Source organism: Lysobacter sp. HDW10 (assembly GCF_011300685.1).
Classification (GTDB): Bacteria; Pseudomonadota; Gammaproteobacteria; order Xanthomonadales; family Xanthomonadaceae; genus Solilutibacter.
In genome coordinates this window covers 312,570-334,606 of the sequence record NZ_CP049864.1, presented here as the reverse complement: position 1 = coordinate 334,606, position 22,037 = coordinate 312,570, and the positions used below count along the sequence as shown (strand labels likewise).

The window sequence follows — 22,037 nt, the reverse complement described above, 5'->3', positions numbered from 1 at the left end:
TGGTAGAATCGAAGGATTCATCCAGCCCTGAAGGAAGGAAATGCAAGCTTCGAAGGTCTATGAGAGTGCCGATGCGGCACTCAAGGGCGCAGTCGCCGACGGACAGACGCTCGCCGTCGGTGGTTTCGGTCTCTGCGGTATTCCGGAAGCGCTGATTGCCGCGCTGCGTGACTCAGGTGTCACAGGGCTGACCGCCATTTCGAATAATGCCGGTGTCGACGGCTTTGGTCTGGGCCAACTCTTGGCAACGCGCCAAATCAAGAAAATGATCTCGTCCTATGTGGGTGAGAACAAAGAGTTCGAGCGTCAATATTTGGGTGGCGAGCTCGAACTGGAATTCAATCCGCAAGGCACCTTGGCAGAACGTCTGCGTGCCGGTGGCGCCGGAATCCCCGCGTTCTTTACTGCAACTGGCTACGGCACCATCGTGGCAGAAGGCAAGGAAACGCGCGAAATTGACGGGCGCTGGTACGTGTTGGAAACCGCACTGAAGGCAGACGTTTCTTTGGTGAAAGCATGGAAAGCCGACAAGGCCGGCAATCTCGTGTTCCGTAAGACAGCGCGTAACTTCAATCCCGCTTGCGCGATGGCTGGCAACCTCTGCATTGTTGAAGTGGAAGAGTTGGTTGAAGTCGGCGCGCTCGATCCGGATCAAGTGCATTTACCCGGAATCTTCGTCGATCGCATTGTCGTAAATGCACATCCGGAAAAGCGTATCGAGCAACGCACCTTGCGTGCCGAGGAGAGCAAGTAATGGCCTGGACCCGTGAAGAGATGGCGCAACGCGCCTCGAAAGAACTGACCGACGGCGCCTACGTCAACCTCGGCATCGGCTTGCCGACCATGGTCGCGAACTACATTCCCGATGGCATGAATGTTTGGCTGCAAAGTGAAAATGGCTTGCTCGGTATTGGCCCGTTTCCGACAGAAGCCGAACTAGACGCAGACCTGATCAATGCAGGCAAACAAACCGTCACAGCGATGCCAGGCGCGAGTTTCTTCGGCAGCCATGATTCGTTTGCAATGATTCGCGGCGGCCACATTGACCTCGCCATCTTGGGCGCTATGGAAGTCACCGATAAAGGTGACTTGGCGAACTGGATGGTGCCCGGAAAAATGGTGAAGGGCATGGGCGGTGCGATGGATTTGGTGGCCGGCGTCAAGCGGGTCGTCGTCTTGATGGAGCACACCACCAAATCAGGTTCTTCAAAAATTCTGCCGGAATGCACCTTGCCTTTGACCGGTGTTGGCGTGGTGAATCGCATCATCACTGAGCTTGGCGTGTTTGACGTGACACCGAAAGGTTTGTCGGTCGCAGAGCTTGCAGAAGGCGTGAGCCGAGACGAAGCGCAAGAAAAGACGGGCGTTCCTTTCGTCGCGTGAACGAAGTCATCGAATTGATGTCTAGAGACGGCCGCAGCACTGCGGCCGTTTCGCCGTTCGGTGCGCGCGTGCTGAGTTGGATTTGCAATGGCAAGGCGCGATTGTTTATGCCTGCCAGCGCGGTCGCCAATGAACGCAATGCGCCGCATGGCGGCATTCCCGTTCTATTCCCGCAGTTCGGACTGTTCGGCGACGGACCCAAGCATGGCGTGGTTCGTCATCTTGATTGGGTGTTGGACGAGCGGGGCGACGATTTTGTGTTGTTTTGCCTCGCCTTGGAACAGGACGAGGTCATACCCGCTGCAGATGTGCGATTGCGTGTCCAGCTTGAGAGCAATGCAATTGGCATCTACTTCTCTGTGATCAATTCGAGTTCCGAGCTGATGCAGTTCACCTGCGGTCTACACACGTACTTGCGCGTTGATGATGTCGCCAACGCGCAACTTTTGGGGCTCGAACGCGGCGTGTGGTATGACGCCTTGCAGGGGCTCGCTCGCCAAGGACCTTCTCACGAAGTATTGTCCGGGCCGGTCAACGTCGACCGCGTGTATGCCAATGCACCGAATCAACTCACGCTCGTCGATGGCGCAACAAGAACGATCATCGAACAGCAGGGCTTTTCAGATACGGTCGTTTGGAATCCGGGGCCAGACTTGGCGCGCGATTTGAAGGATCTCAGCGGCGACGAATGGCGCAACTTCCTATGCCTGGAAGCTGCGCAAATCATGCCGCCGGTCGAACTGCCGGCTTGGGATACTTGGTATGGACATCAGCGCCTTCACGTGGAAGACGCTTAGGTCACACGATCAAAGATTCTGGTAGTTGGGTCCGGAACCGCCTTCCGGCGTCGTCCAAGTGATGATCTCGTAGGGATCTTTGATGTCACATGTTTTGCAATGCACGCAATTCGCAGCATTGATTTGTAGACGTTTGCCATGCGGCATTGATTCATCGGCGACCATTTCGTACACCGCTGCAGGGCAGAAGCGCGTACACGGGTTGTCGTACTCTTCGACACAACGCGTTGCACAGATATCGGTGTCGGCCACCTTCAAATGGATCGGTTGGTCTTCATCGTGCGAGGTGGCGGCGAAGTACACACCTTGCAATCGATCACGTGGCGCAAGCGTGCGCGTCACGTAGTCGCGCTCGGGTTCAGCCGTGCCTAAGCGATCCAGCGAATCCCAGTCGGCTTTTTGTTTGAGTGTCCAAGGCGACAAACCTGCTGTTGCGGTTTCCCACGCGGCATTGAACATGCCAAACCAAAACCCTTTCTTAAAGCCGGGCTTGATGTTGCGGACTTTGCGCAGCTCGGCATAAATTTCTGAATCACGCAGCTTGGCATCAAAACCCAATGCATTCTCGCCATTGGATTCCGCCAAATGTTTCGCAGCGAGCATGCCGCTACGAATCGCTTGGTGCGTGCCTTTCACTTTCGGCACGTTCAACAAACCGGCGCAGTCGCCGATGAAAAGTGCGCCCGGCAATTCTGTCTTCGGCAAGGATTGATACCCGCCCGTGACAATCGCGCGCGCACCTGCTGAAACGATACTGCCGCCTTCAAGTAACGACGCCACCAAGGGGTGCGCTTTCCACTGCTGGAAGGCTTCCCAAGGCTTGTATTCCGGATCTTTGTAATCAAGGCCACTCACGTAACCGAGTGCAACGCGTCCGCCTTCCAAGTGATAAATGAAGCTGCCGGCATACGTTGCATTGTCGGCAGGCCAACCCAAGGTGTGAACGATCTTGCCTGGCGAGACACGTGACGCATCAACTTGCCAAAGCTCTTTGATGCCGATTGAATAACTTTGCGCATCACAGTCGGCGTCCAGCTTGAATTGCTTGACCAACTGTTTGCTGATGCTGCCTCGCGCGCCTTCGGCAAGCACGGTGACTTTGGCGTGGATATCAATGCCGGCGGTGAAACTGGGCTTGTGTGTGCCGTCTTTGGCAATGCCCATATCACCAATGCGCACACCGATGACGCGACCGCTGTCATCCACCAAGGCTTCAGACGCTGCGAAGCCGGCAAACACTTCCACGCCAAGCGCCTCTGCCTGCGGTGCAAGCCAAGCGCACATCGCACCTAAACTGACAATGAAATTGCCGGCGTTGTGCATGCCCGGCGGCAAGGGTAGCTTGCGCTGACCTTCCTTGCTGAGCAGCCAGAACTCATCTTCTTTAGCAGGCACGCAGACTGGCGGCGGATTGTCGCGCCAACCCGGGAGGAGGGCGTCCAACGGGCCCGGCTCGATCACAGCACCGGAGAGGATGTGCGCGCCTACAGTGGCGCCTTTTTCCAAGACGCACACCGAAATCTCAGGTTTCAGCTGTTTGAGGTGAATGGCGAAAGAGAGGCCGGCGGGGCCTGCGCCCACGACAACGACATCAAATTCCATTACGTCGCGTTCTATCGATTCCATGGCGCATCCACCTCAATGTTCATGCCCAACATTGTAATGGCTCGGCAATCACGGCTCACCCTGCATCCAATCGGGTGCAGTGGCGCAAGACTTAGCGTGCGTTCTGCAAGGTCCAGCCTGCGATGTCAAAAGAGGCCTTCGACAGGGCCCTATCAAACGCGGCAACGACTTGCGCCACATCCGTCCCCGCCGCAGGTGCGGTCGCTCTGAACACGCGGTTCTCGACGACGCCACGTGCTGCGTTGTTCACCAATTTGGCAGAGATCTCCACGACAACCGTCGGTGTGCTCGCACCCGAGTAATCCGCCTCGAAATGACGGATGTCCATCAACAATTCGAATTCGCCCTTCACGCCGCCGCCTCTACGAAGCGTCGTGCGCGTGGCGTCACTGTCCTCCAAGAGTTGAACCACGGCGGACTGAATCACTTCAGGCGCGGAATCCACCCATGCGGCGCCCGCATACACCTGCAGCTCATTTGGGGTTGGACGAACCAGAATGCGCGAGCTGTCGATCAGGCCTAAACCACTTGGACGTCGCACGGTGATCTGGGCATCGGTGTGGGACCACGACGCGTCGGGTGTCACATTCGTCGGCAGGTCATACAAGGTGATGTCTTGCTTGGCAGGCAGAATGCCGCACGCGGAGACCATCAACGCTGCCGCCATCATGCCGAGGGTTCTGAGCGTAATCATTTCGGGGTGAACTCCTTAGCTTGTTGCTGACGACCCAAGATGTAGCCGGCGGGATTGCGATCGAGCCCGAACGAGATTCGGCGCAAGTCACGAATGAGTACGCGCAGCTCCGAAATCGCTGGACTGATTTGCTGCAGACCATCGCCTGTGAACTGTTTGATCGGGCCTCGGTTTTCTTCGATCAAAGCATTGGCATTCGTGCCGGCCTTGTCGAACTCGGCAATGGCGTGATCCAACTTATCGAGCGTTGCCGGCAATTTCCCGATGACCTCACGGTCAAGACGCACGACGGCGCCATCGACGGTCGTCAACGTTCCTTTCAGCTGCTCACTGGCTTGCCGTGCATTGATCAACAGTGCGCGAATGTCTTCTTTCTGATCGCCGATCGCACCGGTGGCGGCACGCAGATTTTCCAGCGTGTCTTCGATGCGCTTGATATTTTCTTCGCTCAAAAGCTTGTCCATGCGCGCCACCAATTTGTTGGCGGTGTCCGCAATGTTTTGAAGGGCGGAAGGCTCGGTTTGAATCACCGGCACCTCGCGCTGGTCGACTGACGCGAGCATCGGGCTGCTCGGCATGCCGCCGGTCAACTGAATGAACGGGCTGCCGGTGAGGCCGGCTTGCGACATCTTGGCCTTGGTATCGCTTTTTACCGGCGCATCCGCGTAGAGCTTCAAGCGCGCGATCACACGGCGCGGATCTTTCGCATCGAGTTTGAGCTTCTCCACCGTGCCCACGGAAATGCCGTTGTATTGCACCGAGCTGCCCTCTGATAGACCGGTCACGGGCTCAGTAAAAATCACGTCATAGCGTTGCCACGTGCGATCGGATGCAAACTTTGCCGCCCATAGGGCAAACAAGAGCAGGAAGATCGATATGCCTAGCGTGAAAGCCCCGATCAATACGTAATTGGCCTTGGTTTCCATCTTCAATCCTTCTTGTGTACGTTGCGCGCCATGCGTTGTGCCGCGCGTGCCCGAGGGCCATGAAAGTATTCTTGCACCCAGGGATGATCGCAGCGTTCAACCTCTTCGATCGGGGCGTTAATCAACACGCGTTTTTCCGCGAGAACGGCGACGCGATCACAAATGCGATAGAGCGTGTCGAGGTCATGTGTGATCAGAAAGACGGTCAAGCCAAGCGATTCTTGCAAGGTTTGGATCAATTCGTCGAACGCCGATGCTCCGATAGGATCCAAACCCGCCGTAGGCTCATCCAAAAAAAGCAGGGGCGGATCAAGTGCCAAAGCGCGCGCCAATCCTGCGCGCTTGCGCATGCCGCCCGACAGTTGAGAAGGCAACTTGGCGACCGACTCAGCCGCGAGCCCCGAAAGCTTGACCTTTAGAAGTGCAAGCTCCTCGCGCAGTCGTTGCGGGATTTCCGGATGGTGTTCTTTCAAGGGCACTTCAACGTTTTCGCCGACGGTGAGCGAGGAGAACAGGGCACCGTCTTGGAACAACACGCCGGTGTGCGTTTCGATACCACGACGATCCGCGTCGCGTCCGCTACGCGGATCAAAGCCCAGCACACGAATTTCGCCTTCCTGAGGCGTTTGTAGGCCCAGGATCGAACGCATCAGGACAGATTTGCCCGTGCCTGATCCGCCGACAATCCCTTGAATCTCGCCACGCCGAACGTCGAGATCAAGATGGTCGTGCACGACTTGTTCGCCAAAACGATTGACCAAGCCGGTGACTTTGATGAGGGTGTCGTCGGGCGTCTGCATCAGATATCCATGTACATGAACCACATGGCGGCCAGCGCATCGAGCACGATCACCAATGCAATACACTGCACGACCGCTGAAGTCGTGCGCTCACCGACAGATTGCGCGGTGCCTTTGACTTGAAGGCCTTCCAAACAACCGATCAGTGCAATCACGATCGCAAACAGCGGCGCTTTACTCATGCCGACAAAGAAATGACGTACCTCCATCGTTTGTTCCATGCGCGCCATGTAGCCCGCGGCCGGGATGTCCAGACTGACAACGCCCACCATCAAGCCACCCAACAAGCCCGCCACCATGGCGAGGAAGGTGAGCAGCGGCAACATCACCAGCAAAGCAGCGACACGCGGTATCACCAGCACATCGACGGGATCCAAACCGATCGTCTGCATGGCATCGACTTCTTCGCGGCTTTTCATGGCGCCGATCTGTGCAGTGAACGCACTCGCGGTCCGGCCTGCCAGCACGATTGCGGTGAGGAGTACGCCGAACTCTCTCAAGAACGAAATACTGACCAGCTCGACCACAAAAATCGTGGCGCCGAAATCGCGCAGGACATTCGCGCCCAAGAACGCGATCACGGCACCCACTAAGAAGTTCAACACCATCACCAAGGGCACGGCGTCCAGGCCGACTTGCTCCATGTGATAAACCGCAGAGGTCGTTCGAAAGCGCTTTGGATTGAGAACGGTTCGCCAAGATTTAATCAGCACCTCGCCAAGGAAGCTGATGAGGGCGAGCACTTCATGTGCGTTGTCGAGCACGCCGCGGCCAAGTCGGTCGAGCGCCTCTATAAAACCGAAATTGCGCTTCGGTGGCGGTGGGTCTCCGCAGACATCGGCCACCGACTCCACCAAGGGCAGATGCTGCTCACGCCACTGCACCGCGTCGGCTGCAATGCCTTGTTTACCCAGAAAGCGCATCAGCTGCATCACGCCCAGCGTGTCGAGCGAATCGATGCCGCTTGCGTCGACGTGGCTCAGCTTGCCGCGCACACCATTCAATGCACGCACGATCTCGGCCGAATGTGCGAGGTCCCAAAGCCCGATTAAACGCACACGACCTTGGCCGCCATCGATCGGTTCGAGGCGGGGCGGCTGTGGGTGTTCCGAGTTGCGTTCCTGCGAGGGCTGCGAAGTCATTGGCACAAGCCTACCTTGTATGTGTCATGGCGCAGTGGACGATGCAATTGAAACACTGTCATGCGATCCTTTCCCCATGCTGAACAATCCGGCCTCCGCGCCCATCGATACTCGGATAGATTTCATTTGCGAACTGGCTGAGCGCTTGCACAGCTATGGCACCACTGCGCAACGTCTGGAAAGTGCGCTGATTGCAGTCGCGCGCCAGTTGGAGATCGAATGCGACCCGTGGTCCAACCCCACCGGCATGATTCTCTCTTTCCGCCCGATTGGCGGCAAGGCCAAAGATCCTGAAACAACCCGTTTGATTCGCCTGCCGCTGGGTGAAAACGCACTGCACAAGTTGGCAGAGACGGATCGCATCGCTGAAGAAGTGTTATCCGGCAAATTGGATGTTGCGCACGGCCATGCGCAACTTCAAGCCTTGGACCGGCCCATGTCGCGTATGGCGCGTTGGGCGCAAGTCTTGGGGTTTGGCTTGGCAGCCTTTGGCGTGGCCTGCCTGTTGCGGTTGCCGTGGCTAGACGTCGCCACCGCTGCTGTTGCGGGGCTTTCAATCGGCTTGGTGTTGAATATCGTCAACCTGAAGCTCGATGGCTTAAAGGATGCAGAGGAAGTTATCGCGGCGGCCATTGCCACTTTGATTACGGTGGTGGTGAGTACTTGGATAGAACCGCTGAATTTCAATACCGTGATCATCGCAGCGGTCATAGTCTTGTTGCCTGGTATGGGCATCACCAACGCAGTCAATGAACTGACCAGTCAGCATCTGGTTTCCGGTACTTCAAGACTTGCGGGTGCACTGACCGTTGTGCTGAAGCTCGCGATCGGCATGATGATCATCACGACCTTGGCCAAGGTGTTGGGCATGCATCCACAAGTGCGCATGGACCGACCGCAGCCGCTGTGGGTGGAAGGCCTCGGCATGATCACTGCGGCGTATTCGTTTGCCATCTTGTTTAGGGCAGGTGCGCGTGACTATGCGCTGGTGATGATGGCGGCGATCACGGGGTACTTGGTGTCGCGCTTGGTGGCGATGTCCTTAGGCAATGTGGCCGGTGTATTCGCAGCGGCATTTTGCATGACTTTGCTTGGCAACTACTATGCGCGCGCGTTCAAGCGACCCGGTGCCTTGGTGCGCTTGCCGGGCATCATCATGCTCGTGCCCGGAAGCTTGAGTTTTCGCAGCGTTATCAATCTTTTGCAACAGCAATCGACCGAGGCCGGCACCAGTATCTTGGTCGACGTTTTGAATGTGTTGCTGGCGTTGATTGCCGGCATCTTGCTCGGCAATCTGATGCTCAGTTCGCGGCGAAGCTTATGAGAGGTCGGCAATAAAATCGCGCTTGTTGCGATCGCCGCGGGCGAAATCGCTGCGCGATTGAATGCGGTCAAACAACGCTTCACGGTCGAGGTTTTCAGACTCGGCAGACGCGCGATGACGGTATTCAAACGTGCCGGATTCTAAGCCGCGTCCGGAAACGACAATGCGATGCGTGACGCCGATGAGTTCCATGTCCGCGAACATGGCGCCGGGGCGCAAGCCACGATCATCGAGTGCGACGTCGACGCCTGCCTTGCTGAGATCCGCATAAAGCGCCTGCGCTGCGTCATTGATGACGGCATCGTTTTTCGGATTGATGACGCACACAACGGCCGTCCAAGGCGCCATCGGTTCCGGCCAAATGATGCCGGCCTCGTCGTGTCCTTGTTCAATCGCAGCGGCCACGATGCGTGAAATACCGACGCCATAGCAGCCCATGTCGGGATGGATCGCTTTGCCTTGCGCGTCAAGCACCGTGCAGCCCATGGCTTCGGAATACTTATTGCCCAATGCAAACACGTGACCCACTTCAATGCCGCGTGCAATGCGCAAGGTGCCAACACCATCCGGCGATGCGTCGCCTTCGACCACGTTGCGAATGTCTGCCACTTCGGGTTCCGGCAAATCACGCACCCAATTCACGCCCGCAATATGTTTGCCGTCGACATTGGCGCCGACCACGAAATCGTTCAAGCAGGCGACTGCACGGTCCGCAATGACGCGAATCGGCTTGGCGGTGTTCAAGGGGCCCAAGAAGCCAGGCGCGGCACCGAGGTATTCCAAGATTTCCGCTTCTGTCGCCAAACGGTAGTCGAGCAAACCGGGTTGCTTGCTCAATTTGATTTCATTGACCATGTGGTCGCCGCGTACCAGCGCGAGTACAAATGCGGGTGCGTCTCCAGTGGTCATGAGTGCCACCGACTTCGCCGTGCGCTGCAAAGGAATCCCCATCAATGCGGCGACGTCTTCGCAAGTCTTTTGTGTGGGTGTATTGATCTCGCGCAGCGCTTCGCTCGCTTCGCCACGCGCATGCGGCGCAATCGCTTCTGCGAGTTCTGTATTCGCGGCGTAGTCAGAGCCATCAGAGAAGGCAATCGCGTCTTCGCCCGAGTCAGCCAAGACTTGGAATTCATGCGATGCCGTACCACCAATCGCGCCGGTGTCGGCAGAGACTGCACGAAACTTCAAACCAAGGCGCGTAAAGATGCGCACATAGGTGTCGTACATGTTGCGATATTCAGCGTGCAATGAATCCGAATCGACGTGAAACGAATACGCGTCTTTCATCATGAATTCGCGCGCACGCATGACGCCAAAGCGCGGACGAATCTCGTCACGGAATTTCGTTTGAATTTGATAGAAATTGACCGGCAATTGCTTGTAGCTGCTCAGCTCAACGCGCGCAAAATCTGTCACAGCTTCTTCGGCCGTAGGGCTGTAGCAGTACTCAGCTTCCTTGCGGTCTTTGATCTTCAGCAACTGACCGCCGAATTTTTCCCAGCGCCCGGTTTCGTCCCATAGCTCACGCGGCTGGATGGTCGGCATCGACATCTCAACAGCGCCTGCGGCGTTCATTTCTTCGCGGACAATACGCTCGACCTTACGCAGTACGCGCAGACCCAGTGGGCTCCAGGTGTAGAGACCAGCGGCCAGCTTGCGGATCATGCCGGCACGCAGCATCAGCTTGTGGCTGGCCAGTTCGGCTTCCGCAGGGGTCTCTTTTTCGGTGCGAATATGGAACTTGGACAGGCGCATCTAGCGATTTCTTGAACGGGAAACGGTTTATTCTGCCATGTCTCTCACATCGGGCGATACACTGGCGGCATGTCTGAAATCGAACCCATCAAGCGCCGTCGCGCCGTTTATCTGCTACCGAACCTGTTCACCACGGGGGGCATGTTTGCGGGTTTTTACGCCATCATCGCTGCGTCCCAGCACAAATTCGAGCACGCCTGCGTCGCGATCTTCATCGCCGCCATCCTCGATGGCTTGGACGGACGGGTTGCGCGCCTGACCAATACGCAAAGCGAATTCGGCGTTCAGTACGACTCTCTGGCCGACCTTGTCAGCTTTGGCATGGCGCCCGCCTTGCTTATATATCACTGGTCACTGGTGCATATGCAGCTGGACGGCAAGAGCTTCGGCAAACTGGGCTGGTCCATTGCATTCTTGTACGCAGCTTGCGCCGCTTTGCGTTTAGCGCGTTTCAATAGCCAAGTGGCCGTGGTCGACAAACGCTGGTTTATTGGTTTGGCGAGCCCGGCGGCGGCTGCGGTGATCAGCAGTTTTGTTTGGGTGTGTTTCGATGCCGGTTGGCCGGGTGCGGATATCCGCTACGTCGCGCTGGGATTGACGGCGGTCGTTGGCCTGTTGATGGTCAGTAATATTCGGTACTCAAGCTTCAAAGGCTCTGGCAAAGGGCCGCAGTCTGATCGCGTGCCGGTCTACATGCCGATCTTGTTGATCCTTGCCATCATTGCCTTGGTCATCAACCAGCCGAACACCTTGTTGTTCGTATTTGGTCTGTATGCCTTGTCGGGCCCAGCGATTTGGGTGTTGAAGAAGGTCGGCATCAGCAAGAAATGAACGCTTGGAGTGCAAGCCAACGGCAGTATTTGGAGGCCATGGGCTTCCAGCTGTGGGACATTGGGCGCGAATCAGCGCCGGTGGTGCCTGAGATGCCTGTTGCTCGAACGTCAGTAGAGGCAGCACCTGTACCTGCTACGCGCCCAGCTTCGACCGGCAATGCTGTGTTGAGTGTGCAATTGCAAAAGTATGTGTCGCGTGCCGCGAATCTCACGTTTGATGATTTAGTCCAACGTGTTTACTTGCCACCGGATCTCGCGACCAACCCCCATGCCAAACGTGCGTTTTGGCATGTATTGAAAGGCCTGCGCGGCGCGTGAGTACGGAACGGCTGCCTTTCGACGCAGGTCTTCGGCCCATGCGCGAGGCGGATTTAGACGCGGTGATGAAGGTGGAGAACCGCAGCTATCCGCATCCGTGGTCGCGCGGCACCATGCGGGACTGTTTGCACGCCGGTTATTCGGCTTGGGTGATGGAACACGGCCACGACATCGTTGCCTATGCCGTGTTGAGCTTCGGCCCGGGTGAAGTGCATCTATTGAATCTGTGTGTTGACCCAGACGTGCAATCCAAGGGCTTGGGACGCAAGATGCTACGCGCCATGATGCGCATGGCCAAGCTTCGCAACGTAGATCAAATGTTGTTGGAGGTGCGGCCTTCGAATACTGCGGCCGTTGCTTTATACAACTCGGAATCGTTCAACGAAATCGGACGTCGACCGCGTTACTACCCTGCGGCCAACGGCACGCGCGAAGACGCCATCGTGATGGCGATCGAACTCTCGGTGACCACGCTCTAACTAGAAGGTTGGGTCTTGCCAAGCGATCTCACCATTGATCAGTGTCATCACACTGGTGGTTGCCGGCAATGCGCCCAAGGGCAATGTCCCATCCAAGACGTCTTGCGATAACACTGCGATGTCGGCCAGATAGCCCGAGGCAATCTTGCCTTTGTCGTGTTCGTGGAATTCCGCGTACGCACTGCCCGCGGTATAGGCGCGCAGCACAGCTTCACGGCTCAGTGCTTGATCGGGTCGCGCGGCAGGTGCAACGGCAAACATCATGTTCAACCACGGATTCAGTGGTCCGTCACTGCCCAATGCGAGCGGGATACCGGCGTTCAGTGCATCCGCGAGCGGCCAAGGCCAAACAGACGGACAGACGGACAGACGGCGCAGGGGCGAATCTCTCTGGATGTCTCAGAGAGAATACGCCCAATTGTAATCGCGGTTTTAGCCTAGGCGTGCGCGCTGTGCGCTCAAGGCTTCAAACTGAGCATTCCACTCGACCAGTCGCGCGCGTTCTTGTTCAACCACAGCAGCGGGCGCATTGGCGACGAATGTCTCGCTGGCCAACTTGCTCTCAGATTTGGCGCGTTCGGCGGCGACTTTTTTCAGCTCTTTTTCAAGGCGTGAGCGCTCTGCGTCCAAGTCGACGAGACCTTCCAGCGGCACGAACACATTGAGGTCACCCACGCGCGCAGCAGCAGCGGCAGGCGGTTCGCTTTGGATCACTTCAATCGATTCGAGGCGCGTCAAGAAACGAAGTTGGGAGTCAAAGCGCTGCAGGCGAGCCACGGTTTCTGCACTGCCGTCGCGCGCGAGCAAGGTCACGTGCTTCGAAGGCGGCACGCCCAGTTCGCTGCGAATGCGACGAATCGCAACGACCATTTGCTTGAGCCATTCGATGTCATGACCTGCTTGCGCATAACGTGCTGCATCGATCTCCGCGGCTTGCGGATAAGGCTGCGTCATGATGGTGTCGCCTGTCACGCTGAGGCGAGGTGCCACCGCTTGCCACAGCGCTTCTGTCACAAACGGGATGATTGGATGCAGCAGTCGCAACACGGACTCGACCACAAACAACAGGGTGTGTCGCGTGCTTTGTGCGGCGGCCGCATCGTCTCCTGAAAGCGCTGGCTTCGCCAACTCCAGGAACCAATCACACAAGTCGTTCCATGCAAACTCATGCAATGTTTGTGCAAGCAAGTCGAAACGATAGTTGGCGAGATGTTCCGCAGCTTCAGAGCTCGTCTTCGCAAGCTCAGACAAGATCCACTTTTCTGCGTCTGTCACCGGCTCAGGTGTGCCGCTGAAGACGACATTTTCCGTATTCATCAGCACGAACTTGGTCGCGTTCCACAGCTTGTTGCAGAAGTTCTTGTAGCCTTCCGCACGCGCCATATCGAACTTGATGTCGCGGCCTTGGCCCGCCAATGCAGTCATGGTGAAACGCAGCGCGTCGGCGCCATACGTAGCGATGCCTTCCGGGAACTCCTTGCGCGTAGCCTTTTCAATCTTCGGCGCGTCAGTGGGTTTCATGAGGCCTGTCGTGCGCTTGCGCACCAAGGCGTCGGCAGTGATGCCATCGATGATGTCGAGCGGGTCGATGATGTTGCCTTTCGACTTCGACATCTTCTGTCCTTCTTTATCACGGACCAAACCGGTGATATAGACATCGCGGAAGGGCACCTGACCTGTGAGTGCGTCGGTCATCATGATCATCCGCGCCACCCAGAAGAAGATGATGTCGAAGCCCGTCACCAAGGCGGAGGTCGGCAAGAAGGTGTCATAGCCGCGCGTCGCTTGCAGTTCCGGATTCGGCCAACCCATCGTGCTGAACGGGAACATCGCGGAGGAGAACCAAGTTTCCAGCACATCCGGATCTTGACGCAGTTGCGGACCTTCGCCGCGCACCAAGCCCGCTTGTGCATACGCTTCAGCTTCACTGCGCGCGACAAACACATTGCCCGCATCGTCGAACCAAGCAGGAATGCGATGGCCCCACCAAAGTTGACGCGAGATCGTCCAGTCTTGGATGTTTTCCATCCAATGGCGATAGGTATTGATCCAGTTGGCAGGTACGAATTTGATCTCGCCGGATTCAACCAAGGCCATGCCGCGACGACCCAAGTCGTCCATCTTCACAAACCATTGGTCTGTCAGATAGGGCTCAATCACTTGGCCGCTGCGATCACCAAACGGTTGCATGATCTGTTTTGAATCGACAAGCGGTTGTCCGTCTGCATCGGTGACAGCCAAGCCTTCTGCAGTGACGGCTTCGATGACGCGTTTGCGTGCGTCGTAACGATCCAAGCCACGCAGTTCGTCCGGCACCAAGTTGACTTGCGACACATCGTCAATGGCTTCGCCGTGTGCCGCGCGAATGGCAATGGCCGAGCTCTCGGCATAGGGCAGGCCGTCGGTACGCAAAGCTGCCGCATCGTCTAGCAGCGCATACATCGGAATGTTGTGGCGCTTAGCGACTTGGTAATCGTTGAAGTCATGCGCACCGGTGATCTTGACCGCACCCGAACCGAATTCCGGATCCGGATACGGATCGGCAATGATGGGGATGAGACGCCGATGCGCCTTCGGACCGACAGGGATTTCGCACAGCTTGCCAACGATGGGTGCATAACGCGCATCGTCTGGATGCACTGCGACGGCACCGTCGCCCAGCATTGTTTCCGGACGCGTGGTGGCAATCGAAATGTAGTCGCGCGTTTCGCGCAGTGTCACCTGACCTTCGGCATCGCGCTCGACGTATTCGTAAGTCTCACCACCGGCGAGCGGATACTTGAAGTGCCACATATGGCCCGGCACTTCGCGGTTCTCAACTTCCAAATCGGAGATCGCGGTTTTCAGAACCGGATCCCAGTTCACCAACCGCTTGCCGCGATAGATCAAACCTTTTTCATGCAAACGCACAAAGGCTTCAGCCACTGCGTCCACCGCCATGGGGTCCATGGTGAACACGCTGCGCGACCAATCGCCGCTGGCGCCCAAGCGACGCATTTGACGTTCAATGGTATCGCCCGACTGCGCTTTCCACGCCCACACTTTCTCGATAAATTTCTCGCGGCCCAAACTGTCGCGCGTCTCACCCTTGCCCTCAATTGCAAGGTTGCGGCTCACGACCATTTCGGTCGCGATCCCTGCGTGGTCCGTACCGAGTTGCCACAAGGTGCGATAGCCACGCATGCGGTGATAGCGAATCAACGCATCTTGCAGAGTGTGTTGGAAAGCGTGACCCATGTGCAGCGTGCCGGTGACATTCGGCGGCGGCAGCAGAATCGTATAGGCAGGACCGTCACCTTGCGGAGCGAACGCACCACTGGCCTCCCATTGCTGATAAATGGGCGTTTCGATCGATGCGGGGTCGTAACTTTGGGCCAGGGTTTTCATGAACACTCGAATTACATTTCGTATGAGTTGAGGGTGTAGCCGCGCGCTTTGTATTCGGTCCAGCGCTCACGCAAAGGTGCGCGCAAATTCGGATCCGCTGGAACGACTTCAAGCACGCGATCAAAGGGGCCGGCTGCGCAGACTTCACGCAAGTTGATCACCAAGGCGCGTGCCGGTGGATCCATGTCCGGCGTCGCAATCAAGATCGGCACAATTTCATCGTCTTCGTTTTCTTCCGCATTGAAGATTTCATGCGGAAGAAATGCATCGGGATCGAATGACCACAAAAGGTCATCCAATGCTTCGGCTTGTGACATGTCGTTGGCCAAAATTAGGACATGCATGTTGGCGTCGAACGCCTTACGCGCCAGTTCGCAGACAAGCAATAAGGGCTGCGCCATGAAGCGCGGCTTGCCAATCAGATAGAAGTCCGCGCGCGACATAGATCAAGCTTTACCGGATTCGTTCAATAGCCATTGGCTCAGCATGCCGACCGGACGGCCCGTGGCCATACCGAGCTTGCCGTCGCCATTCGACACGCCTGCGATATCCAAGTGCGCCCAACGTTGACCTTCGGTAAAGCGCGACAGGAAGCAGCCTGCGGTGATTGCACCCGCCCAACGGCCACCGATGTTGTAGATGTCAGCAAACGCAGAATCGAGCGAGCCTTGGTATTCATCCCACAAAGGCAATTGCCAGCCGCGATCGAATGTGGTTTCACCGGCATCGATGATTTCACGCACGAGATCATCGTCTTTCTTGGTCATGAGGCCGGTGGCAAATTTACCGAGCGCAACAACCATGGCGCCGGTCAATGTGGCGACGTCGATCAATGCCTTGGGTTCGAAACGCGTTGCATAGGTGAGCGCATCACACAGAATCAGTCGACCTTCGGCATCGGTATTGCCGACTTCGATTGTCTTACCTGACATGGACGTCAGCACGTCCGACGGGCGATAGGCATTTCCATCAGGCATGTTTTCAACAGCCGCAACGACGGTGATCACATTCACCGGCAATTGCATGCCGACTGCCGAAACAAAGGTGCCGAGCACGGTGGCGGCGCCACACATGTCGTACTTCATTTCTTCGATGCCACCTTGCGTCTTCAAATTGATACCGCCGGTATCGAAGGTAATGCCCTTGCCAACCATGACGTAAGGTTTGGCTTCGCCACCACCGTTCCACTTCAACACAATCAGCTTGGGGCGATTGCGTGAGCCGCGTGCCACGGCCAGCAAGGAGCCCATGCCGAGCGCCTCCATGTCCGTGTCGTCAAGCACTTCGCAACTGACGCCTTCAATTTTGTCGGCGTAGCTGCGCGCTTGTTCTGCCAAGTACGACGGATTGCAAATGTTTGGCGGCAAATTGCCCAACTCACGCGTGAAGGCCACACCACCTGCAATGGCGATACCACGTGCCAATGCGAGGCGATCATCACCTTGGATCGAGAGCTTCTCAAGACCGGTTTCGTCGCGCTTCTTATTCTTCGCGCCGAGCGTGGCGAGATAGCGATAGCACGCATGGTCTGCAGCAATCACAGCTTGCTGAACGGTCCACGCGGTGTCGCGTCCTTTCGGTGCGGCTTCACTCAAGGTGAACAAGGCCGTCTTGACCGCGCCATTGCGCAAGTGACGTGCGGCATCGCCCACGGCTTTCAAATATTGCGGTGTGCCGTAGTTGTCGGCATCGCCGAGGCCCACGACCAAAACGCGCGTTGCTTTGACGCCTTCGACGTCGAACAGCATCGCGGTGCTGCCTGTGCTGCCCTTGATATCACCGCGCTCAGTCAAGGCTGAAAGCTTGCCTTGCGAGGCCTTGTCGACCGCTTGACCACTTGCGGTGAAGGTTTTATCGGAAAAGACACCGAGAATCAGACAATCGACGTCCGTTTCAGTGGCGGGGAGGGTGTTCAAGGCAAATTCAAGCGCCATCAGCAAGATTCCATGTTCGATTTCGTACAATTGCGCGAACGCAGGGACGCAGGGCCACAGATGGCCAAACGGGTCTGCCAGTTTAATTCATACGGGCACCGTACCCTCATGCTGAAGCTCGACCGCTACATCGCCAGTGAACTTCTGCAGTCGATCTTTGCTGCGCTCATCATCTTGACCATGGTGATGGTGGGCGGTGCGTTCATGGATGTCCTGAAGGACGTCACCAAGGGCACCATGCCGGCCGGGATGATGCTGGCGCAGTTGGGCTTGGTCATGCTGACCTGGCTGCCACTGATCCTCCCGCTCGCGCTCATGATCGGCATTTTGCTCGGCATGAGCCGTCTCTACCGGGATGCCGAGATGCCCGTGCTCGCCTCGATAGGCGTTGGCCCCAAACGCTTGCTGCGCCCTTTGATGATTGTGGTGGCGCCCTGCGTGGTGATCGTGGCGCTGTGCGCGCTGTGGCTTGGCCCTTGGGCGGAGCGCTATTCGCGCGGCATGATTCAAGAGGCCAACCGCAATCTGCTGATTACGGGGCTTGAGCCCGGCAAGTTTGTGTCGATGCCCGGCAATGACGGGGTGGTCTATGTGGCCGGTATGTCGAGCGGCGGCAGCGAGTTCGACCATATTTTCATTTATCGCGAAAAGAAAGATCGCATCCACGTCACCACCGCGCCCAAAGGCACATTGCGCGTAGAAGGCCCCAATTCGCGCTTCTTGAGCCTGAAAGATGGCTTCGAAGTCGAAGGGCCGTTGAACAACACGCAATTGAACTATCGATTGCTGCAGTACGAAACCAACGACGTGCGCATGCCGGATCGCGATGATGGCAAGGCAGACGCCGACTTGCGTCGCAAACCCACGATGGCCTTGCTCAAGATTCCAGGCAAGGAATCGAACGCACAATTGCATTGGCGCTTGGCGCCGGCATTTTTAGCATTGGCCTTGGCTTTGCTCGCCGTGCCCTTGTCACGAAGCCCCCCGAGACAGCAACGCTACGGCCGCGTTGTCGTGGGATTCCTTGGCTATTTCATCGCCACCGATTTGATGATTTTGGGTACGCAATGGTTGAGTCGCGGAAAGCTGCCGATGGTCGTGGGCTTGTGGTGGTTAACGCTGCCGCTCCTTGCTTTGGCTGTATGGATGTATATGCGTGACGGACAGTTGGGTAAGGTGCGCGCATGACGCCGTTCCCGAAAATTCATGACATCTACATCGCGCGCTCCATTTTGGGTGCTGTGATGCTGACTTGGTTGGTGCTGCTCGGCATGGACTTCATGGTCGGTGGCTTGGTCAAAGAAATGCAGCAAGTCGGGCAGGGCAAGTACACCGCGGCCGATGCATTTGTCACCGTGCTCTATACCTTGCCTTCGCGTGCGTACTTACTTTTTCCGACAGCGGCTGTGATTGGTTCGTTGATGGGCTTGGGCCAGTTGGCGGCCAGTTCCGAATTGACAGTCATGCGCGCAGTGGGGCTGTCGCGTCGTCGGATCAGTGTGGCAGTTGCAGGTACCTTGTTGGTATTTACGGCGCTGATGGTGGTGAACGGTGAAACGCTCGCGCCCTGGGGCAAGCTGGCATCCGACAACTACAAATCTTCCAAGAAGTACGACAACCAGGTGCTGGCGAAGCAACATGGTTTGTGGGCCATTGAAGGCACTACGGTCGTGAGCGCCACCGCGGGTGAATCGCGCGCGGAAGGCGGACGCAAGTGGTTGGAATTGACCAATATGCGGCTGTACGAATTTGAGGTGAACGGTCGATTGAAGTCAATCACCTATGCCGCGCGCGCGCAGCACGAAGGCGATACCTGGACGATGCAAGACACGGTTCGCATCGACTTCAGCCAAGACAAAGTCGTGCGCACCACGGCAGCGACGCATTCTTGGAAATCCACTTTGGATGAAGCGGCCTTGGCCAGCAGCATCGTGCGCGCTGACGCACTCACCGCGCGAGACCTGTCGAAGAATATTGAGTACCGCAAGCGCAATAGCCTTGAGACCGCTGAGTTCGAGGACACCTACTGGTCGCGTTGGTTTTATCCGTTGAACGTGCTTGCGTTGTGTTTGGCCGCGATCCCGTTTGCGTTTGGCACCTTGCGCAGTGGCGGCTTCGGCAAGCGCCTGTTCCTCGGCATCATCTTTGCCTTGGGTTTCTGGATGTTGCAAACGCAGTCGGTGAAATTGGCCAGCGTGTTCCATGTGGACTTCCGCTTAGCCTATTTATTGCCGTTGATCCTGATGTTGCTGATCTCTTGGATCTTGTTCAAGCGAAAACCGGCGAGCTGATCAATCCAGCGCGCCGTCGCGATTCTTGTCGCGTGTTAATCGCGTCTTGCTCAAACGGTCGTGCCACGTGAGTTGATCGCGATCGAACAGCGCCCACCAGAAGCCCGCGCCCAAACACAGCAGCGAAAGACTGCCCACGATGAATCGCAGCCACAACTGCTTCAGTGAGGCGGGGCCGCCTGCTTGATCGTCGACATACAAATGCCAGGGCTTCATGCCGATGGTCTGTCCGCCGCGTCGCCAACTTGCCGTGGCGTAAATGCCGGTCAGTCCATACAAGCAGGCAAACTCCAGTAAGCCGAGGCCGCCACCACGCACGCTATCGCCATGCAGGCTCGTAAAAATCACCGCCACAACAAACCACAGCGCCAATGCCGGGAAAAAGTCGTACACCAGTGCAAGTGCGCGCCAACCTAGCAGCGGCGGGTGTGTGGCAGGGCGTTTGGTTTCAGGCGTGTGCATGAGCGCAAGAATAGCGGACTGCGTATTGTTTAAGCTAAAGGGATGAAGCCCAATCGCGCCGCTGCACTCCGAGCACAGACTTTACAGTTGCCGGAGGCGCGTGCGGAAGATATGGATTGCATCATGCGTTTTCTGGACGCTGTGTGGGCCGAGAACGGCTTGGCACGCACGACCTTGGCGAGTTATCGGCGCGATATGGAAGGCGCGGCGCGATGGTTGGCCTCAAAGCAACTGGCATTGATCACTGCGCAACGCGCAGAGCTGTCTGAACTCTTGGCATGGCGTTCGAGCGAGAAATATTCTGCGCGCAGCACCTCAAGATTGATTTCGACCTTGCGCGCATTCTTCGCATGGCAAGTTCGCAGCGGTCGACGTGCGGATGATCCGGCCGCCTTACTTGAGTCACCCAAACTGTCGCGCAGCTTGCCGAAAGCTTTGAGTGAAGGACACATCGAAGCACTGCTGAATGCCCCGGATGTGGCAACGCCCGAAGGGCTGCGTGACAAAGCCATGCTGGAGTTGATGTATGCCAGTGGTTTACGTGTCAGTGAGTTGGTGAATATTGACGCCATGGGCGTGAATTTGCGCCAAGGCGTGGTGCGCGTGACGGGTAAGGGCGGCAAAGAGCGCTTGGTTCCGATCGGCGCAGAAGCGCAGCATTGGCTTGAGCGTTACTTGGCAGACGCACGACCCACGCTGCTCGGCAAGCGGCAGGTGCGCGCATTGTTTGTCGACAAACGCGCAGAAACACCCACGCGCCAAGCCTTTTGGGGGGCGGTGAAGAAATATGCCCTGCGCGCCGGACTCGATCCTGAACGCATCAGCCCGCATGTGTTGCGGCACAGCTTTGCCACGCATTTGCTCAACCACGGCGCCGACTTGCGTGCATTGCAGATGCTGCTCGGCCACAGCGCGCTGTCGACCACTCAGATCTACACGCTGGTAGCGCGAGAAAAGCTTAAAAACCTGCACGCACGTCACCACCCACGCGGCTGACGGCCGCGGCTCAGCGCCGGCGTGAGACAATTCGGTGTCCCCGAACGGATTTGCTTAGATGCGCAGTGTTTTGACCCTATTCGCCTTGGCCTCTCTGTCCCTCAGTGCCTGCGCCAAACCCGCTGCATCGAGCGAGGCAGCAGCCCCGCAAGCGCAACAGGCGCCTGTGACTGCGGCCCTGAAATCTGCCGAACCGGCGGCAGGCAGCGCGGATGCACGCGCGGTTGAAGCGATTAAGAAGATCAATCCTCAGTTGGTGGTCGACCGTGTGGGCCCTGCACCCATGCCTGGCTTCCGTGAAGTGATTGTTGCGGGCACGACGGCTTACGTCTCGGATGATGGCAAGTACTTGCTGCAAGGGTCTGTCTTCGACATGACGAAGAAAGCGGACCTCAGCGAAGCAAGCATGAACACCTTCCGTAAGGCGCTGCTCGCGACTGCGCCGCAGGCTGAACGCATTGTGTTTGCGCCGGCGAATCCGAAATACACCGTGAGCGTGTTCACCGATTACGAGTGCGGCTATTGCCGCAAACTGCATAGCGACATCGCGGCTTACAACAAAGCCGGGATCGCGGTCGAATATCTGGCCTTCCCGCGCATGGGCATGGCGTCCGAAGACGCGACGGTGATGGCCAACATTTGGTGTTCCGCAGACCGCAAGAAAGCGCTTACGGATGCCAAAAACGGTAAGTTGCCGCCGAATTCTCGCTGTACGTCACCCGTCGCCAAACACTATGCGATGGGGCAACGTGCCGGTCTGAAGGGCACGCCGATGATTATTGCCGCGAATGGTGCGGCCGCCCCGGGTTATTTGAGCCCCAGCGACCTCCTGCAATGGTTGAACGCCGTCTCTAAGTAAGGGCGCAAACGGGTACAATGGCAGGCCCGAT

General features: G+C 57.2%; 22 protein-coding genes. 11 read left to right on the top strand and 11 right to left on the bottom strand.

Going from position 1 to position 22,037, the window contains the following annotated elements; all coding sequences use genetic code 11:
• Positions 1-40: 40 nt before the first annotated feature.
• From G7069_RS01615 to G7069_RS01605, 3 genes are read left to right on the top strand one after another with little or no spacing between them, the layout of a single operon-like run.
• A complete protein-coding gene (locus G7069_RS01615) occupies positions 41-754 on the top strand; it encodes a CoA transferase subunit A (protein ID WP_166293612.1) in 714 nt (237 codons plus the stop codon).
• Positions 754-1,383 carry a CoA transferase subunit B gene (locus G7069_RS01610; RefSeq protein WP_166293610.1) on the top strand — a complete coding sequence of 210 codons (630 nt, stop codon included), beginning with the start codon at positions 754-756 and terminating at the stop codon, positions 1,381-1,383. Before G7069_RS01615 ends, G7069_RS01610 begins: the two co-directional genes overlap by 1 nt.
• Complete coding sequence (locus tag G7069_RS01605; protein WP_166293608.1) at positions 1,380-2,180, top strand: hypothetical protein; 801 nt, start codon at positions 1,380-1,382, stop codon at positions 2,178-2,180. The genes G7069_RS01610 and G7069_RS01605 overlap by 4 nt, the downstream gene beginning before the upstream one ends.
• 9 nt (positions 2,181-2,189) lie before the next feature.
• Here the strand turns inward: G7069_RS01605 and G7069_RS01600 are convergent, their stop codons facing one another.
• The 5 genes from G7069_RS01600 to G7069_RS01580 all read right to left on the bottom strand — a co-directional run bounded on the left by G7069_RS01600 (position 2,190) and on the right by G7069_RS01580 (position 7,368).
• Positions 2,190-3,806 (bottom strand): electron transfer flavoprotein-ubiquinone oxidoreductase, encoded by a 1,617-nt coding sequence (locus G7069_RS01600; RefSeq protein WP_166293605.1) that lies wholly within the window; start codon positions 3,804-3,806, stop codon positions 2,190-2,192.
• Between the two features lie 91 nt (positions 3,807-3,897).
• Complete coding sequence (locus G7069_RS01595) at positions 3,898-4,500, bottom strand: ABC-type transport auxiliary lipoprotein family protein (protein WP_166293603.1); 603 nt, start codon at positions 4,498-4,500, stop codon at positions 3,898-3,900.
• A complete protein-coding gene (locus G7069_RS01590) occupies positions 4,497-5,426 on the bottom strand; it encodes an MlaD family protein (RefSeq protein WP_166293600.1) in 930 nt (309 codons plus the stop codon). Before G7069_RS01590 ends, G7069_RS01595 begins: the two co-directional genes overlap by 4 nt.
• Positions 5,427-5,428: 2 nt before the next feature.
• Positions 5,429-6,226 (bottom strand): ATP-binding cassette domain-containing protein, encoded by a 798-nt coding sequence (locus G7069_RS01585; protein ID WP_166293598.1) that lies wholly within the window; start codon positions 6,224-6,226, stop codon positions 5,429-5,431.
• Positions 6,226-7,368, bottom strand: coding sequence for an ABC transporter permease (locus tag G7069_RS01580; protein WP_166293596.1), 1,143 nt, complete (start codon positions 7,366-7,368; stop codon positions 6,226-6,228). The genes G7069_RS01585 and G7069_RS01580 overlap by 1 nt, the downstream gene beginning before the upstream one ends.
• Before the next feature lie 76 nt (positions 7,369-7,444).
• Here G7069_RS01580 and G7069_RS01575 point away from each other — a divergent pair, with 76 nt between their 5' ends.
• On the top strand, positions 7,445-8,692 hold the full coding sequence (locus G7069_RS01575; protein ID WP_166293594.1) for a threonine/serine exporter family protein: 1,248 nt from the start codon (positions 7,445-7,447) through the stop codon (positions 8,690-8,692).
• Here G7069_RS01575 and G7069_RS01570 read toward each other — a convergent pair.
• Positions 8,687-10,447 carry a proline--tRNA ligase gene (locus tag G7069_RS01570; RefSeq protein ID WP_166293592.1) on the bottom strand — a complete coding sequence of 587 codons (1,761 nt, stop codon included), beginning with the start codon at positions 10,445-10,447 and terminating at the stop codon, positions 8,687-8,689. The two genes, G7069_RS01575 and G7069_RS01570, sit on opposite strands and share 6 nt — an antisense overlap.
• Positions 10,448-10,516: 69 nt before the next feature.
• Between G7069_RS01570 and pssA the strand changes: the two genes are divergently transcribed.
• Genes pssA through rimI form a run of 3 tightly spaced genes read left to right on the top strand, consistent with a single transcriptional unit; the run spans position 10,517 to position 12,077 of the window.
• Complete coding sequence (pssA, locus tag G7069_RS01565; RefSeq protein ID WP_166293590.1) at positions 10,517-11,278, top strand: CDP-diacylglycerol--serine O-phosphatidyltransferase; 762 nt, start codon at positions 10,517-10,519, stop codon at positions 11,276-11,278.
• Positions 11,275-11,598 (top strand): hypothetical protein, encoded by a 324-nt coding sequence (locus G7069_RS01560; protein WP_166293588.1) that lies wholly within the window; start codon positions 11,275-11,277, stop codon positions 11,596-11,598. The genes pssA and G7069_RS01560 overlap by 4 nt, the downstream gene beginning before the upstream one ends.
• A gap of 38 nt (positions 11,599-11,636) precedes the next feature.
• Complete coding sequence (gene rimI, locus G7069_RS01555; RefSeq protein ID WP_166293586.1) at positions 11,637-12,077, top strand: ribosomal protein S18-alanine N-acetyltransferase; 441 nt, start codon at positions 11,637-11,639, stop codon at positions 12,075-12,077.
• Here the strand turns inward: rimI and G7069_RS01550 are convergent, their stop codons facing one another.
• From G7069_RS01550 to G7069_RS01535, 4 genes are all read right to left on the bottom strand, one after another.
• Positions 12,078-12,377: an amidohydrolase family protein gene (locus tag G7069_RS01550; protein ID WP_166293584.1), complete on the bottom strand. Its 300-nt coding sequence runs from the start codon at positions 12,375-12,377 to the stop codon at positions 12,078-12,080. It abuts the gene before it with no gap.
• A gap of 132 nt (positions 12,378-12,509) precedes the next feature.
• On the bottom strand, positions 12,510-15,464 hold the full coding sequence (locus tag G7069_RS01545) for a valine--tRNA ligase (protein WP_166293582.1): 2,955 nt from the start codon (positions 15,462-15,464) through the stop codon (positions 12,510-12,512).
• 11 nt (positions 15,465-15,475) lie between these two features.
• Positions 15,476-15,907, bottom strand: coding sequence for a DNA polymerase III subunit chi (locus G7069_RS01540; protein WP_166293580.1), 432 nt, complete (start codon positions 15,905-15,907; stop codon positions 15,476-15,478).
• 3 nt (positions 15,908-15,910) lie between these two features.
• Positions 15,911-17,398 (bottom strand): leucyl aminopeptidase, encoded by a 1,488-nt coding sequence (locus G7069_RS01535; RefSeq protein WP_166293578.1) that lies wholly within the window; start codon positions 17,396-17,398, stop codon positions 15,911-15,913.
• 108 nt (positions 17,399-17,506) lie between these two features.
• On the opposite strand from G7069_RS01535, the gene lptF reads away from it, so the two are divergent.
• Positions 17,507-18,586: an LPS export ABC transporter permease LptF gene (gene lptF, locus G7069_RS01530; protein WP_166293576.1), complete on the top strand. Its 1,080-nt coding sequence runs from the start codon at positions 17,507-17,509 to the stop codon at positions 18,584-18,586.
• Positions 18,583-19,689, top strand: a complete 1,107-nt coding sequence (lptG, locus tag G7069_RS01525; RefSeq protein WP_166293573.1) for an LPS export ABC transporter permease LptG — start codon at positions 18,583-18,585, stop codon at positions 19,687-19,689. Before lptF ends, lptG begins: the two co-directional genes overlap by 4 nt.
• Here the strand turns inward: lptG and G7069_RS01520 are convergent, their stop codons facing one another.
• Positions 19,690-20,151, bottom strand: coding sequence for an RDD family protein (locus tag G7069_RS01520; protein WP_166293571.1), 462 nt, complete (start codon positions 20,149-20,151; stop codon positions 19,690-19,692).
• A 42-nt stretch (positions 20,152-20,193) separates the two neighbouring features.
• Here G7069_RS01520 and xerD point away from each other — a divergent pair, with 42 nt between their 5' ends.
• Complete coding sequence (gene xerD, locus G7069_RS01515; protein WP_166293569.1) at positions 20,194-21,147, top strand: site-specific tyrosine recombinase XerD; 954 nt, start codon at positions 20,194-20,196, stop codon at positions 21,145-21,147.
• Positions 21,148-21,205: 58 nt separating this feature from the next.
• Positions 21,206-22,006 (top strand): DsbC family protein, encoded by an 801-nt coding sequence (locus tag G7069_RS01510; RefSeq protein WP_166293567.1) that lies wholly within the window; start codon positions 21,206-21,208, stop codon positions 22,004-22,006.
• Positions 22,007-22,037: the final 31 nt, after the last annotated feature.

Excerpts from the sequence above, each read along its gene's own strand:
- pssA (WP_166293590.1), top strand. The coding sequence starts at position 10,517 with ATGTCTGAAATCGAACCCATCAAGCGCCGTCGCGCCGTTTATCTGCTA.
- G7069_RS01570 (WP_166293592.1), bottom strand. The coding sequence starts at position 10,447 with ATGCGCCTGTCCAAGTTCCATATTCGCACCGAAAAAGAGACCCCTGCG.
- G7069_RS01545 (WP_166293582.1), bottom strand. The coding sequence starts at position 15,464 with ATGAAAACCCTGGCCCAAAGTTACGACCCCGCATCGATCGAAACGCCC.
- G7069_RS01600 (WP_166293605.1), bottom strand. The coding sequence starts at position 3,806 with ATGGAATCGATAGAACGCGACGTAATGGAATTTGATGTCGTTGTCGTG.
- G7069_RS01535 (WP_166293578.1), bottom strand. The coding sequence starts at position 17,398 with ATGGCGCTTGAATTTGCCTTGAACACCCTCCCCGCCACTGAAACGGAC.
- G7069_RS01595 (WP_166293603.1), bottom strand. The coding sequence starts at position 4,500 with ATGATTACGCTCAGAACCCTCGGCATGATGGCGGCAGCGTTGATGGTC.
- G7069_RS01585 (WP_166293598.1), bottom strand. The coding sequence starts at position 6,226 with ATGCAGACGCCCGACGACACCCTCATCAAAGTCACCGGCTTGGTCAAT.
- xerD (WP_166293569.1), top strand. The coding sequence starts at position 20,194 with ATGAAGCCCAATCGCGCCGCTGCACTCCGAGCACAGACTTTACAGTTG.
- lptG (WP_166293573.1), top strand. The coding sequence starts at position 18,583 with ATGACGCCGTTCCCGAAAATTCATGACATCTACATCGCGCGCTCCATT.
- G7069_RS01575 (WP_166293594.1), top strand. The coding sequence starts at position 7,445 with ATGCTGAACAATCCGGCCTCCGCGCCCATCGATACTCGGATAGATTTC.
- G7069_RS01610 (WP_166293610.1), top strand. The coding sequence starts at position 754 with ATGGCCTGGACCCGTGAAGAGATGGCGCAACGCGCCTCGAAAGAACTG.
- lptF (WP_166293576.1), top strand. The coding sequence starts at position 17,507 with ATGCTGAAGCTCGACCGCTACATCGCCAGTGAACTTCTGCAGTCGATC.
- G7069_RS01510 (WP_166293567.1), top strand. The coding sequence starts at position 21,206 with ATGCGCAGTGTTTTGACCCTATTCGCCTTGGCCTCTCTGTCCCTCAGT.
- G7069_RS01540 (WP_166293580.1), bottom strand. The coding sequence starts at position 15,907 with ATGTCGCGCGCGGACTTCTATCTGATTGGCAAGCCGCGCTTCATGGCG.
- G7069_RS01560 (WP_166293588.1), top strand. The coding sequence starts at position 11,275 with ATGAACGCTTGGAGTGCAAGCCAACGGCAGTATTTGGAGGCCATGGGC.
- G7069_RS01520 (WP_166293571.1), bottom strand. The coding sequence starts at position 20,151 with ATGCACACGCCTGAAACCAAACGCCCTGCCACACACCCGCCGCTGCTA.
- G7069_RS01590 (WP_166293600.1), bottom strand. The coding sequence starts at position 5,426 with ATGGAAACCAAGGCCAATTACGTATTGATCGGGGCTTTCACGCTAGGC.
- G7069_RS01580 (WP_166293596.1), bottom strand. The coding sequence starts at position 7,368 with ATGACTTCGCAGCCCTCGCAGGAACGCAACTCGGAACACCCACAGCCG.
- G7069_RS01615 (WP_166293612.1), top strand. The coding sequence starts at position 41 with ATGCAAGCTTCGAAGGTCTATGAGAGTGCCGATGCGGCACTCAAGGGC.
- rimI (WP_166293586.1), top strand. The coding sequence starts at position 11,637 with ATGCGCGAGGCGGATTTAGACGCGGTGATGAAGGTGGAGAACCGCAGC.